Source organism: Micromonospora sp. NPDC005206, from assembly GCF_040608175.1.
Classification (GTDB): domain Bacteria; phylum Actinomycetota; class Actinomycetes; order Mycobacteriales; family Micromonosporaceae; genus Micromonospora.
In genome coordinates this window covers 384,041-397,578 of sequence record NZ_JBEXHU010000001.1, presented here as the reverse complement: position 1 = coordinate 397,578, position 13,538 = coordinate 384,041, and the positions used below count along the sequence as shown (strand labels likewise).

General features: G+C 71.0%; 12 protein-coding genes. 6 read left to right on the top strand and 6 right to left on the bottom strand.

Annotated elements, in window-relative coordinates:
* Positions 1-26: 26 nt before the first annotated feature.
* Genes ABZU69_RS01880 through ABZU69_RS01865 form a run of 4 tightly spaced genes read right to left on the bottom strand, consistent with a single transcriptional unit; the run spans position 27 to position 2,624 of the window.
* Positions 27-644 carry a TetR family transcriptional regulator gene (locus ABZU69_RS01880; protein ID WP_354962522.1) on the bottom strand — a complete coding sequence of 206 codons (618 nt, stop codon included), beginning with the start codon at positions 642-644 and terminating at the stop codon, positions 27-29.
* A gap of 40 nt (positions 645-684) precedes the next feature.
* Entirely contained in the window at positions 685-1,527 is an 843-nt protein-coding gene (locus ABZU69_RS01875) for an alpha/beta fold hydrolase (RefSeq protein WP_354962521.1), read from the bottom strand.
* A complete protein-coding gene (locus tag ABZU69_RS01870) occupies positions 1,493-1,855 on the bottom strand; it encodes a DUF4873 domain-containing protein (protein ID WP_354962520.1) in 363 nt (120 codons plus the stop codon). The genes ABZU69_RS01875 and ABZU69_RS01870 overlap by 35 nt, the downstream gene beginning before the upstream one ends.
* A gap of 40 nt (positions 1,856-1,895) precedes the next feature.
* Positions 1,896-2,624 carry a TetR/AcrR family transcriptional regulator gene (locus ABZU69_RS01865; protein ID WP_354962519.1) on the bottom strand — a complete coding sequence of 243 codons (729 nt, stop codon included), beginning with the start codon at positions 2,622-2,624 and terminating at the stop codon, positions 1,896-1,898.
* Positions 2,625-2,672: 48 nt separating this feature from the next.
* On the opposite strand from ABZU69_RS01865, the gene ABZU69_RS01860 reads away from it, so the two are divergent.
* On the top strand, positions 2,673-3,569 hold the full coding sequence (locus tag ABZU69_RS01860; protein WP_354962518.1) for a diiron oxygenase: 897 nt from the start codon (positions 2,673-2,675) through the stop codon (positions 3,567-3,569).
* Between the two features lie 51 nt (positions 3,570-3,620).
* Here ABZU69_RS01860 and ABZU69_RS01855 read toward each other — a convergent pair whose 3' ends face one another.
* Positions 3,621-4,172, bottom strand: coding sequence for a winged helix-turn-helix domain-containing protein (locus ABZU69_RS01855; RefSeq protein ID WP_354962517.1), 552 nt, complete (start codon positions 4,170-4,172; stop codon positions 3,621-3,623).
* A 324-nt stretch (positions 4,173-4,496) separates the two neighbouring features.
* On the opposite strand from ABZU69_RS01855, the gene ABZU69_RS01850 reads away from it, so the two are divergent.
* Complete coding sequence (locus ABZU69_RS01850) at positions 4,497-8,867, top strand: S8 family serine peptidase (protein WP_354962516.1); 4,371 nt, start codon at positions 4,497-4,499, stop codon at positions 8,865-8,867.
* 74 nt (positions 8,868-8,941) lie between these two features.
* Here the strand turns inward: ABZU69_RS01850 and ABZU69_RS01845 are convergent, their stop codons facing one another.
* Complete coding sequence (locus ABZU69_RS01845) at positions 8,942-9,457, bottom strand: winged helix-turn-helix domain-containing protein (RefSeq protein ID WP_354962515.1); 516 nt, start codon at positions 9,455-9,457, stop codon at positions 8,942-8,944.
* Positions 9,458-9,805: 348 nt separating this feature from the next.
* Here ABZU69_RS01845 and ABZU69_RS01840 point away from each other — a divergent pair, with 348 nt between their 5' ends.
* The 4 genes from ABZU69_RS01840 (at position 9,806) to ABZU69_RS01825 (ending at position 13,533) form a co-directional block, all read left to right on the top strand.
* Positions 9,806-10,807: a phosphatase PAP2 family protein gene (locus ABZU69_RS01840; RefSeq protein ID WP_354962514.1), complete on the top strand. Its 1,002-nt coding sequence runs from the start codon at positions 9,806-9,808 to the stop codon at positions 10,805-10,807.
* Positions 10,808-10,868: 61 nt separating this feature from the next.
* Positions 10,869-11,564: a response regulator transcription factor gene (locus ABZU69_RS01835; RefSeq protein WP_354962513.1), complete on the top strand. Its 696-nt coding sequence runs from the start codon at positions 10,869-10,871 to the stop codon at positions 11,562-11,564.
* Complete coding sequence (locus ABZU69_RS01830) at positions 11,561-13,027, top strand: HAMP domain-containing sensor histidine kinase (RefSeq protein ID WP_354962512.1); 1,467 nt, start codon at positions 11,561-11,563, stop codon at positions 13,025-13,027. Before ABZU69_RS01835 ends, ABZU69_RS01830 begins: the two co-directional genes overlap by 4 nt.
* Positions 13,024-13,533, top strand: coding sequence for a hypothetical protein (locus tag ABZU69_RS01825; protein ID WP_354962511.1), 510 nt, complete (start codon positions 13,024-13,026; stop codon positions 13,531-13,533). The genes ABZU69_RS01830 and ABZU69_RS01825 overlap by 4 nt, the downstream gene beginning before the upstream one ends.
* The last annotated feature ends 5 nt before the right edge of the window (positions 13,534-13,538 follow it).

The following is a 13,538-nucleotide window of genomic DNA, read 5'->3' as shown; positions in this document are numbered from 1 at the left end:
AACCTGATGCACCGGGGGACTGGTGGTCAGGACTGGTGTGGTGGATCCGGCAGGCCGGCGGCGACCGTGGCGAACGCCTCGTCCACGAAGTCGCGCAGGGGCCGGCTGTCGTCGGCGGCCCAGCGCAGCATCGCGGTGCGGAAGGTGGCACCGGCCACCGCGGTGACCAGCGCCGGGTGGCCGTGCTCGGGGTCGACGCCGAGGCGGGCGGCGAGGGCGGTGACCATGCCCCGCTCGGTCTCGATGTTCCCGGTCATCAGCCGGGGCACCAGCGCGGGGTTCTGTGTGATGACGGCCAGCCGCAGCCGCCACAACTCCCGGTCGGCCTGCATCGTGTCGATCGCCTCGTCGAGGGCGAGTCGAACGGCCTGCAACGCGGGCACGTGCGGTGGGGCGGCGGCCAGTCGCGCCACCACCGGTGTGCCGTCGAGCGCCGGGTCGTCGGTGAGCGCCTCGTCCTTGCAGGTGAAGTAGTTGAAGAAGGTGCGCGAGGAGACGTCGGCGGCTTCGCTGATCTCCTCGACCGTCACGTGCTCCAGGCCCCGTTCGGCGACCAGGCGCAGCGCGGCGGCGGTCAGCGCGGCCCGCGTCTGCCGCTTCTTGCGGTCGCGACGCCCGGTGGCGGCCTGGTCGGTATCGGTCACCCGGGGAGGCTAGAAGGCAAGTTGCGTACCGTGCAAGTTTTTATTCTGTGAAGTGATGTTCGTGACCCGCCCGATCCGCTCGACCGGTGCGGGGCACGGCGCCGGTGGTCTCCAGGATGAGCGCGGCGACCAGATCCGGGTCGTCGCTCATCGGTACGTGCCCGCAGCCGGGCATCGTCACCACCCGGGCCGCCGGCAGGCCGGCCCGGGCACGCTCGGCCTGGTGTACGCCGAAGATGCGGTCGCAGTCACCCCAGCCGATGGTCACCGGCACCGCCGCGTCGGCCAGCCGGAGACCGTCGAAGCGGTAGTCGCGGGCGGCCCGGGCCACGGCGCTGAAGCCGAGCCCACGCCGCAGGGCGAGCGCGTCGCCCAGCGCGCGGTCGGCGTCCAGCAGCCGTGGGCGGGCCACCAGCGGCGCGAAGCACATCGCCCGCAGGTACGCCGACCGCAACGCGACCCGCATGATCGGGGTGGGCAGGTACGAATTGGCCCGCAACATCGTGAGGATGGCCAGTGCCCGCCGGCGCTCAGCGGTGGTGAAGAACCCGGCGGGGGAGAAGGCGGTGGCCGAGGCGACCGCCCCGGTCGCGGCGAGTTCCAGGCCGATCGCCCCACCGAGGCTGTAGCCGGCCACGTGCGGGCGCTCCAGCCCCCACCCGGTCAGGATCGGCAGTATCCCGGCGACGGTGGCCGCCATGTCGGCGGGCATGCCCGCGTCGGGCACCGGAGAGTTCCCGAAGCCGGGCAGGTCGAGCGCGATCACCTCGTGGTGGGCGGTGAGCAGGTCGAAAACCGGCTCCCAGGCCTGGTGGCGGTGACCGATGCCGTGGATGAGCACGAGCGGTTCACCGCTGCCCGCGCGGCGAAAGTGAACTGTCATGACTACCCTTCCACGGAGGTCTGGCTCCATCACTTCTCCGGTAGCTCGGGCACGGAACCGGTTCGGCTGCCGGTGGCCAGGGTGGATCGCCCACGCCGGTGATCCGTACGCCGCCCCACGGGTCGACCTCGGCCAGCCGGGTGGGCCGGACCCGGTCGGCGATGCGCAGCTCGACGTCACGCCGGCCGGAGCGCAGCAGCTGCGCCACCTGCGGGTCGGGCTCGATTCGTCCACCCCAGTGGTAGCGGCCGTCGACCGGCTCCCACCGCCCGCTGAGGTGCACCCGGACGGTGGTGCCCGCGAGGCTCGCCGGGCCGTGGTAACTCACGCCGCCACCCGGTGCTGATGATTCGCTCGCTGACGCTCGCTCATGGCGTGATCCGTTCGTGGGCGCGGGTGAGTTCGCGGGGCAGGTCGGCGCTGGCCCGTACGCCCTCGATCCCGTTCCACAGCAGAGCGGTCAGGTAGTCGGTGAGGGCCGCCCGGCTGATCGGCTGTCCGTGCGTGGTCCACCAGTCGCCGACCGCCTGCACGAAGCCCACCAGGCCGTACGCCCACGGCTCGGCGGGGCCGGCGTCCAGCCCCAGCGCGCGCAGCCGGTCGCCGATCACGCGAGCCAATCCGGCGGCGACCTGCTGGCTGGTCCCGGCGACGACCTGGTGGATGCCGGGATGGCCGGACTGGTGCATCAGGAACCGGTAGAGCGTGGGCTGCGCCTCGATCACCCCCAGGTACGCGTCGATCGTCGCCTGCACCAGGCCGCGTTGCTCACGGACCTGCTCCACGGCGGGCGCCACGGTGTCGATGATCCGGGCGGCCACCACCTCGCTCACCGCGATCCAGAGCTGCGACTTGTCGGCGAAGTAGCGGTAGAGGACCGGCTTGCTGACGCCCGCGGTGGCGGCCACCTGGTCCATGTCGACCTCCGGCCCGTACCGCAGCAACGCCTGCACGGCGGCCCCGATCAGTTCCCGCCGTCGTTGCTCACGATGGTCGGCCCACCGGTCCCGGCGGCCGTTGCCCTTCGCCTTCCGGCCCTCGTCGGCGGCCGGGGCTGCCGGATTGGGTCCATTGACATCTTTGAGCGGCGATTGCATGCTACTACTCGTAACAGTTACCTGACGTCACGTCAATATGGAGGGGCCATGGACGCGACACCGGCGGAATCGGAGCGCACCGCGGTCGCCGAGCGACTGCTCACGTCCTCGCTCCGCACCAGCTACGACCCGGTCGTCGAGATCGACTGGGACGCTCCGCACACTCCGGGCGCCTACTGGCTCCCGCCGCACCGCAGCAGCCTCTACGGCACGCCGCTGTGGGAGCAGCTCAGCGAGGAGCAGCGCGTCGAGCTGACCAAGCACGAGGTGGCCAGCGCGGCCAGCGCCGGGCTGTGGTTCGAGACGATCCTCATGCAGATGCTGATCCGGGAGTACTACGGCGCCGACCCGACCAGCCGGCAGGCCCAGTACGCGCTGACCGAGGTCGCCGACGAGTGCCGGCACTCCATCATGTTCGGCCGGCTGATCGAGGCGATGGGCTGCCCGGTCTACCGGGCGAGCACGGTGGACCATCACCTCGGGCGCTTCCTCAAGGCCACCGCCAGCGGCCCCCGGATGTACGCCGCGATCCTCATCGCGGAGGAGATCCTCGACGCGTTCCAGCGCGAGATCATGGCCGACGAGTCGCTCCAGCTGCTCATCCGGATGGTCTCGCGCATCCACGTGGTGGAGGAGGCGAGACACGTCCGGTTCGCCCGCGAGGAACTGGCCGCCGCGGTCGCGGCCACCGGCCCGGTGGGCATGGCGTACGCCCGCCTGCTGGTCGGTCGTGCCGCCGGCACGATCGCCAACCGCCTGGTCCATCCCGACGCGTACGCGGCGGTGGGCATCCCACCGGCGGTCGGCCGGGCCGCCGCGCGCGCCAACCCGCACTGGCGCGCCACCCTGCGCTGGTCGGCGGAGCGGGTGCACACCCATCTCGCGGGCGTGGGTCTGGTGGCCGGGCCGGGCCGTCTGCTGTGGACCCGCGCCGGGCTGATCTGACCGATCGACACCCGATGGTCACCGGGGCGCTGCCCACATCAGGCAGCCGCGTCAGGCCCGTCCGATCCGCGGCTCCTGGCGATCGGTCAGCCGCAGCCCGACGCCGCGTACGGCCTCGATCGTGGCGCCGGTGCCGAGCTCGTGCAGCTTGCGTCGTAACCGCTTCACCAGCGACTGTACGTCCGCCTTGCGCTCGCGCCCTTCGTCGCGCCAGACCGACCGGTGTAGCTCGGCGTAGCTCCAGACCCGAATCGGCACGGTGGTCAGGCAGATCAGCAGGTCGTGTTCGAGTCGGGTCAGGTCGACCTCGCGGTCCTGACAGCGGGCGGTGGACCGGTGCGAGTCGATGACCAGGGCGGAGCCGGCCGCGACGGCGGGCGCTGGCGGGGGCGGTGTGCCGGCGGGCTGCTGTGGAGTCGCGATCAGCCGGCGCAGCTCGTCGAGGTCGGCCACCAGCAGCAGCGGTGCGATGCCCTCGAGCTGCTCCGCGAGCCGGATCCGCTCGGTCGGCGACGAGGTCACCGCGATCAGCAGCGGGAACGGCTCGTCGACCGGCTCGGACCCGTCCAACGCCGCCTCGTCGTCCTCGGCCACAGCACCCACCCGGGATCCATGGGCATCATCCTGCCCACCTCGCGTCATGGTCCTGACAGTGTTGGGCAAGCGTGCCGCCAGCCTGGCAACCGTTAGCGACAAGTTGCTCACGGCAAGTTCTTGATCGTCCGTTCTTCTCGATCATAGTGTCCACTCGGGCAACCGGCGTGACCCGCGCGGTGTATGGGGAGGCATGAAGGGTTCGTCCGCTCGGTTCCATCGAGGCGGATCTCCCGCACCCTCACCATGGCCCATTTTTCACCCTGGGTTGTTCTGAGGGACGCAGCACCGATGTTCAGACGTCCACAATGGAGGCGCACAGCCAGATCAGTGGTGAGCGCTGGTGCGGCGATGATCCTCGCCGCGACATGTCTGGCCAGTATCGGCTCGGGCGCGCAGGCGGCGCCCGGCGGGACGGGGGCCGGCGCCGCTCCGGGGGACAAGATCCGACCGGAGCTCGCGAAGCAGCTCCAGGCCAAGAGTGCAGGGGACTTCTGGATCCGGTTCAAGGACCGGGCGGACTTGAGCAAGGCCAGCGCCATCAAGGACTGGTCCAAGCGCGGCACGGCGGTCGCGGAGGCACTGCGCAAGACGGCCGCCGACAGCCAGGGCAAGATCCGGGCCGAACTCGACGGATCGGGCACCAAGTACCAGACCTTCTGGGCGACCAACGCCATCAAGGTGAGCAGCGGCTCACTGGCGATGGTGCAGAAGTTCGCCGCCCACTCGGAGGTGGAGGGTCTCTACGCCCCGGTCGCCTACAAGGTGCCCGAGGTCACCAAGGGCACCGACGAGAAGACCGTGAACGCCCTCGAGTGGGGCATCGCGAACATCAACGCCGACGACGTCTGGAGCCAGTACGGCGTCACGGGCGAGGGCATCACCATCGCGAACATCGACACCGGGGTCCAGTTCGACCACCCGGCGTTGGTCGGCTCCTACCGCGGCAACAACGGCGACGGCACGTTCGACCACAACTACAACTGGTTCAACGCCGCCGGGACGTGCGCGACCGCGCCCTGTGACAGCAATGGCCACGGTACGCACACGATGGGCACCATGGCCGGCTCCGACGGCGCGAACCAGATCGGTGTCGCTCCCGGGGTCAAGTGGATCGCGGCGAACGGCTGCTGCCCCAGCGACGCGGCGCTGATCGAGTCGGGTCAGTGGATGCTCGAGCCGATGGACCTCAACGGCCAGAACGCGGACGCGAGCAAGCGACCGAACATCATCAACAACTCGTGGGGCAGCCAGAACCCGTCCAACGAGCCCTTCATGGAGGACGTGACGCTGGCCTGGGCCGCCTCCGGGATCTTCGGGGTCTGGTCCAACGGCAACAGCGGACCGGCGTGCCAGACCAGTGGTTCGCCGGGCAGCCTCGTCAGCAACTACTCGACCGGCGCGTACGACATCAACAACAACGTCGCTGGCTTCTCGGGCCGGGGTGTCGGACAGAACGGCGAGATCAAGCCCAACATCTCGGCGCCGGGCGTGAACGTCCGGTCGAGCATTCCGGGCAACGCCTACGGCAGCATCAGTGGCACGTCGATGGCCGCTCCGCACCTCGCGGGCGCGATCGCCCTGCTGTACTCGGCGGCCCCGTCGCTGGTCGGTGACATCAACGCGACCCGTGCGCTGCTCAACGGCGCCGCGATCGACAAGGCCGACGACCAGTGCGGTGGCACCCCGGCGGACAACAACGTCTACGGCGAAGGCCGACTGGACGCCCTCGCCCTGCTCAACGCCGCCCCGACCGGCGACACCGGCACCCTGGCCGGCACGGTCACCGACGCGGCCACCGGCAGCCCGATCGCCGGTGCCACCCTGACGCTCACCGGACCGACCGGCCGCGAGGTGTCCACCGGCGCCGACGGCAAGTACTCGACCACGCTTCCGGTCGGTGACTACCAGGTCGCCGTGGCGGCGTTCGGGTACGGCAGCACGACCAAGCCGGCGACCGTCACCGACGGCGCGACCACGACGCTCAACGTCGCGCTGACGGCGGTGGCGAGCGTCAACGTCACCGGAGCGGTCACCGACGGTTCCGGACACGGCTGGCCGCTGTACGCCAAGGTCACCGTGACCGGCGTGTCGGGCGTGTACGACTACACCACGCCGGCGAACGGCCGCTACAGCATCAAGCTGCCGGCCGGGCAGACCTACACCCTGACGTACGAGTCGCAGTACCCGGGCTACCAGACCGTCACCAAGGAGGTGGTGGTCGGCTCGCGCAACGTGACCGCCAACGTCGCGGTGCCGGTGAACACCAACACCTGCACGACGGCGCCCGGCTACACGTTCGGTTCCGACGGTGAGTACGAGACCTTCGACGGCGCCACCGTGCCGGCCGGCTGGTCCGTGGTGGACAACAAGGGCAACGGCCAGGTCTGGAAGTTCACCGACGACGGCAACCGCGGCAACCTGACCGGTGGCACCGGCAACTTCGCGGTGGTCGACAGCGACGCGTACGGCGCCGGCGGGAGCCAGGACACCTCCCTGGTCAGCCCGGTGGTCAACCTGACCGACGTCACGGCCCCGGTCATCCGGTTCAACCAGGACCTCAACCAACTGGCCGACGACACCGGCGATGTCGATCTGAGCATCGACGGCGGTGCCACCTGGACCAACGTGCTCCGGCAGGAGACGGACGTCCGGGGTCCGAAGGTCACCGAGATCCCGATCCCGCAGGCGGCCGGTAAGGCGCAGGTCCAGGTGCGGTTCCACTACTACGACGCCTCGTACGAGTGGTGGTGGGAGGTCGACAACGTACTGATCGGCAGCCAGGTCACCTGCGTGCCGGTCGACGGCGGTCTGGTCGTCGGTCACGTCCGTGACAAGAACGACAGCAGCTACGTCAACGGCGCCACCGTCACCAGTGCCGACCGGCCCGCCGAGAGTGCCGTCACCGTGGCGACCCCGGACGACCCAGGGCTGCCCGACGGCTTCTACTGGCTCTACTCGACCCTGACCGACACGCACAAGTTCACCGCGAAGGCCGGCAACTACGTCAGCCAGAGCAAGCAGGTCGACGTCCAGGCCGACTGGGCGACCGCCGCGAACTTCCAGCTCGCGGCCGGCCGGCTGTCGGTGGCGCCGGACCAGGTGAGCGCGACGGTGCAGATGCCCAACGGCAAGGCCAGCAAGACGTTCACGGTGACCAACACCGGCGGGGCGCCGGTCGAGGTCGAGTTCAGTGAGCGCGACAACGGGTTCGAACTCCTCCGGGCGGACGGGTCCCGGATGACCAGGCAGCAGGTGCTCGGAGCCACCGGCGCACCGGAGCAGCGGCTCACCGTCCCGACGTCGTTCGCCGCCAAGGCGTCCGGCAAGGCGGCCATGGCGGTCCCCGCCGCGGTCACCCCGCAGGCCGCACCGTGGACGGACATCACCGACTACCCGGCCAACATCATGGACAACCGGGTGGTGACGCTGGACGGCAAGGTCTACTCGATCGGCGGTGGTGACGGGTCCAGCTCGACCACGAAGAACTACGCCTACGACGCGGTTGCCCAGACCTGGACGGCGATCGCCGATCTGCCCGGCGCCCGCAACGCCCTGGCGGTGGGCGTCGTGGACGGAAAGATCATCGCGACCGGCGGCTGGGCGGACGGCGGCCCGGACGCGGCCACCTGGTCGTACGACCCGGCGGCCAACACCTGGACGGATCTGGCCGACAACCCGGCGCCGAGAGCTGCCGCCGGGCAGGCTGTCGTCGACGGCAAGCTGTACGCCATCGGTGGCTGCACCACGGCGGCCTGTACGCCGATGTCGAACACCGTCGTCCGGTACGACCCGGGCAGCAACACCTGGGAGACGATGGCGAACTACCCGAAGTCGGTGGCCTTCGCCTCCTGCGGCGGGATCGACGGCACCATCTACTGCACCGGCGGCAACGACGGGGCCGCCGCGCAGAAGGCCAGCTACTCCTTCGACCCGGGTGCCAACACCTGGACCGCCATCGCCGACGCGCCGGTCGACAACTGGGCCAGCTCGTTCGCTGTCGCCAGCGGCAAGCTCCTCGTCGTCGGCGGTTCGCAGGGTGGGGCCATCAGCAACGCCGGCTTCGCCTACGACCCGGGCACCAGCTCGTGGTCCAACCTGCCGAACTCCAACACCGCGCGGTACCGCGGTGGCGCGGCGTGCGGCTTCTACAAGATCGGTGGCTCGTCCGGCAGCTTCAGCGCGGCGCCGGACAGCGAGGTGCTGCCGGGCTTCGAGGGCTGCGCCGAGGCGGCGGCCGATGTCAGCTGGATGACGATCGACAAGTCGGCGGTCACCCTGACGCCGGGTCAGAAGGTCACGGTCACCGTCGGGATGACGGCGAACGTGGACCAGCCGGGCACCTACTCCGGCTCGGTCGGCATCAAGGAGAACACGCCGTACACGGTGGCGCCGGTGGCGGTGACCATGACCGCGACGCCTCCGAAGACCTGGGGCAAGCTCATGGGCACGGTGACCGGGACCAGCTGCCAGGGTGCGACCTCGCCGATTGCCGGCGCGGTGGTCCAGGTCGACTCGTGGGCCATGTCGTGGACCTTCGCCACCGACACCCAGGGCAAGTACGCCTACTGGGTGGACCGTCGCAACAACCCGCTCACGATGATCGTCGCCAAGGACGGCTGGAAGCCGCAGACCCGTCAGACGAGGATCGACACCACCACGCCCACGGTGGAGAACTTCGGGTTGTCGCCGATCCGGTGCTGAACGCCTGACCGGTAAGTGACAGATCCGGCCCGCCTGGTCGCTGACCAGGCGGGCCGGACCATGTTCGTCGGCGGTCAGACCGGGGCGAGCCGGAAGCCGACGCCGCGGACCGCGTGGATCGTCGCCGCGGCGTTGAGCCGGACGAGTTTGCGGCGTACCCGGCGGATCACGGAGTGGATGTCCGAGCCGCGGCCGAGGTGCCGGTTGCCCCAGACCTCGAGATGCAGTCGCTCGTAGGTCCAGACCTGCCCGGGCGCGTCGACCAGGCAGAGCAGGACGTCATGCTCCAACCGGGTCAGGTCGATCTCCCGGTCGCGCCACCGCAGCACCCGGCGGTCGGAATCGACGGCCAGGTCCGGCGGTGGCGGCGCCTGCGGGCTCTGCGCCACGTCGGGCACCACGCTCTGGGCGGTGGGTATCACCGTGGCGGCGGCCGGCATCTCGACCACCCCGAGAAACTCCCGCGCCTGATCGACATTCGAGACGATCAGGAAGGCGTCACTCCCGCCAAGCAGCCGGGCCAGTTGCCTGCGCTCGGCCGGCGAGGACGCGATGCCGATGACCAGGGAGGCGACCGGAATCCCCTGCATTTTCCCCAACCCCTTCCGGTTCCCCAACGTGCTCCGGATGGTTTTCGCACCGCCGACCGAAACATTGCTTGATCGGCGTCCTGACCTTAGTGGTATTGCGTCTCGGCAGGGTAAAACATAGTTGCATGCAAGCATATGAATGACCCTTCACGCTTTGCATAAGTCATTCGAGATGACTTGGCCGGGTTTGCTGGTGAATTTGGGAAATCGACGCGTTGCGGCGTCCGCTGGCCGGTCGGCGTGCCCGGCGCGGTCCACCCGTTCTCCGCCGGCCCGGGCCGGGAACTGTGACAGAACGAAGACAATCCGCGGACGGCGTCCGGATCTGGCGGCACGACGATGGCCGGTATGTCCCTCGGATCGTCATACATCGGACGGTCGGCGCCCGCCCCGCGGCCGGCGCCACCGCTGCCACATGTCCGCGCAGCCGCGCCGCTGGGCCGGCTGCTGCTCGGGGCGGCCGTCGGCCACCTGCTCGCCCTGGGCCTCACCTACGCCGTGTTCGTGCGCACCCACCCCGGTCAGTGGCTGGACGGTCTGCTCCTGCCGCGTGCCGAGCGGGGCGGGGGCTACGAGCAGCAGACCGTCCTGGTGGGTCCGGCCCGGACGGTGCTGGCCACCTTCGGCAGCCCGACGCTGCTGGCCGCCATGCTCGGCACGGTGCTGCTGGTGGGAGTGCTCTGCCGACGGCTGCTGGCGGGAGTGGTGGGCGTCGGCATGGTCCTCTGCGCGGTGGTGGTGGCCGGCGCGGCGAAGTCGGCCCTTGCCCGCCCGGACTTCCAGATCGTCAGCTCCAGCACCCACAACAGCTTCCCCAGTGGTCACGTCTCGGCCGCGACGGCCCTGCTGCTGGCGTTCATGCTGGTCGTGCCCGGGTGGGCCCGAGGCTGGCTGGCGGTGCCGGGCGCGGCAGGTGTCTCGGTGATCGCCTCGGCCACCATGATCGCTGGCTGGCACCGGTTCAGTGACGCTCTCGGTGGCGTCCTGCTGGGTGTGACGCTGTTCTGCCTGGCCGCGGCGGCGTTGGCGGGTCGGCGCGGTGACGCCGGTCCGGGCGCCGGTCCGCGCCGCGAACCGGGCGGCGCGGTGGGGCGCGGGCTGGTCGGGGGAGCGGTGGGGCTGGCCGTGCTGCTCTGGGTGCTTCTGGTGGTGCTGCCCGGTCTGGCCGCATCGGTGCAGTCCGGGCTGCTGGTCGCCATCGTGGCGGAGACCGCGGCGACGATGGTGGCGGTGGGCTCGGTGGTGTTCCTGGTGCGGTCGGCGGAGTTCGTCGTCCCGCCCCGCCTGTGGCAGCGCGCCCAGCGGCGCGCGACGGCGACCAGCCGGGACGGCGGGGCCCCGCAGGGGTGAGACGCTACCGCCCGGCCATCGACCGAACGCTAAATATATTCATGATGGGATACTTGACGACATGTCCCAGGTCCTGCTGATCGAAGACCACCAGACGGTGCGCGACGGGTTGCAACTGGCGCTCACCCGACAGGGCCACACCGTCGACGCCGTGGCCACCGGTGAGCAGGGGTTGGCGCGGCTGCGGGTGGCCTCGTCTGACGTCGTGGTCCTCGATCTCATGCTGCCCGGAATGGACGGGTTCGAGGTCTGTCGCCGAATCCGGCAGCTCGGCGACCTTCCGATCATCATGCTCACCGCCCGCAACGACGACATGGACGTGGTGGCGGGGCTGGAAGCCGGCGCCGACGACTACGTGGTCAAGCCCGTGCAGGCCCGGGTGCTCGAGGCGCGGATCCGGGCGGTGCTGCGGCGGACCGCTGGCGAGTCGCGGCGCACCGGCGGCGAGCGGTCCGGCCTGGAACAGCACGGTGCCCTCACCATCGACCGGGCCGCGCTCGTGGTCAGCAAGGAAGGGCTGCCGGTCAGCCTCGCCCCGACGGAGCTGCGCCTGCTGCTCGAGCTCGCGCAGACTCCGGGCCAGGTGCTGAGCCGTCAGCAACTGCTGGAGGCCGTGTGGGAGCACGGTTACCTCGGCGACTCGCGGCTGGTGGACGCCTGCGTGCAGAGGCTGCGCGCCAAGATCGAGGACGACTCGTCGGCGCCGGTCTTCATCCAGACGGTCCGCGGTTTCGGGTACCGGTTCGGGCCGCTGTGACGCCGTGGCGCTGGACCGGTGGCCGAGCGTCGGGCCTGCGGGTCCGGCTGCTGCTGGCCTTCGCGTTGCTGGGCGTGACCACCACGGCGGTGGTGGCCAGCGGAAGCTACTTCCAGGCCCGGACGGTCATCCTCCAGCAGGCGCAGGACGCCGCGGTGGCGTCGCTGACCGATCAGCTCAGGCAGGCCTACCCGGTACGCCGACTCCCGCCGTCCCAGGGGGAACTCGACACGATGGCCCAGCTCCTCTCCGACCGGGAGGGGTACGCGGTGGTCCTCTACGGTGACATGCGGGCGCAGGGCGCTCAGGTGCCCGAGCCGCTCACCCCGGAGCTGCGGCAGGCGGTCGGGGATGGCGTCATCGCCTGGCAACGCGTCTCGCGAGGCGGAGAACCCGTGCTGCTCATCGGGACCCAGCTGAAGATCGACCGGCCCGACCGCACGCCCGTGCCGTCCGGCGTGGAGGTCTACTCGGTGCGCAGCCTCGCCTCCGAACAGCGGAGCATCGACCGGCTCGCCACCCTGGCGTGGCTGACCGGCGGACTCTCGCTGGTCCTCGCGGTCCTGCTGGCCCTGCTGGCCGCCCGGGGGGTGCTGCGCCCGGTCCGCGAGCTGGGCCGGGCGGCGCGCCGGCTCGGTGAGGGCGACCTGACCACCCGGCTGGCGGTGCGGGGCGTCGACGAGTTGGCCGACGTGGCGCGGACCTTCAACGACACCGCGGGGACGCTGGAGCGGCAGGTCGGTGAGCTGCGGCGGATGGAGGCCGACGCCCGACGCTTCGTGGCCGACGTGTCGCACGAGCTCCGCACGCCACTGGCCGCGATGACGGCGGTCACCGACGTGCTCGACGAGGAGGCGGACCGGCTGCCCGGGGATGCCGGCCGGGCCGCCCGGCTCGTCAGTCAGGAGACGCAGAACCTCACCCAGCTGGTCAACGACCTCATCGAGGTCAGCAGGTTCGACTCCGGCACCGCGCGGCTCGCCCTCGACGACATCGACGTGGCCGCGGCGGTGACCGCGACCCTCCGGGTCCGGCGCTGGGCCGATCGGGTGCGGGCGGAGCTGCCGTCCGGAGTCTTCGCCCGCCTGGACCCCCGCCGGCTGGACGTCATCGTCGCCAACCTGGTCGGCAACGCGTTCCGGCACGGCGCCGAGCCGGTGTCCGTGCGCCTGCGCGCCGAGCCGGACTGGATCACGATCGAGGTCCGCGACCAGGGGCCGGGCCTGGACCCGGAGGTGCTGCCGCACGTCTTCGACCGCTTCTACAAGGCGGACACCGCCCGGACCCGCTCGGAGGGCAGCGGCCTCGGCCTCGCCATCGCGTGGGAGAACGCGCGCCTGCACCAGCACGCCGGGCAGCCCGGAAGTCTCGTCGCGGGCAACGGTCCGACGGGCGGCGCGGTGTTCACGCTCCGGCTGCCGCGCGTGGCCACGGACGCGGCGGACGCCGGAGGCGTACGGTGACCGGCCGCCGGGCGGGCCGGGCGTTGCTCGCCGGCGGGCTCCTGCTCACGCTGCTGGTGATGGGCTGCGGGGTCCGGCCCAGCGACGTCATCACCGGCCGCTCCGCGACCACCGGCGCAGCCGGGGGCGTCGACCTCTACCTGCTCTCGCACGGACGACCCGCGCTGGTCATCCGGGAGACCAAGGGGAGCATCTCCTCGTCGCCCGAGAAGACGCTCGGCATGCTGGCGGCGGGTCCGGACGAGTCGGAACGGAGTCAGGGCCTCGTCAGCGAGGTGCCGGCCGGCCTGGTCCCGGCCTCCCCGGTGACGTCGAACGCCGACGGATCCGGCGTCACGGTGACGATGACGGGTGCCGTGCTGCCGCTGTCGGCGGCCGCGGCCGACCAGATCATCTGCACCCTGGCCGGTGCCGTGGCGCTCACCGGCCAGGGAAACAGCTTCTCCCCGGTCACCATCGCCGGGCCGGACGGCGCCCGGCCGCCCCGGCCCTGTCCGATCAAGTGACCGGG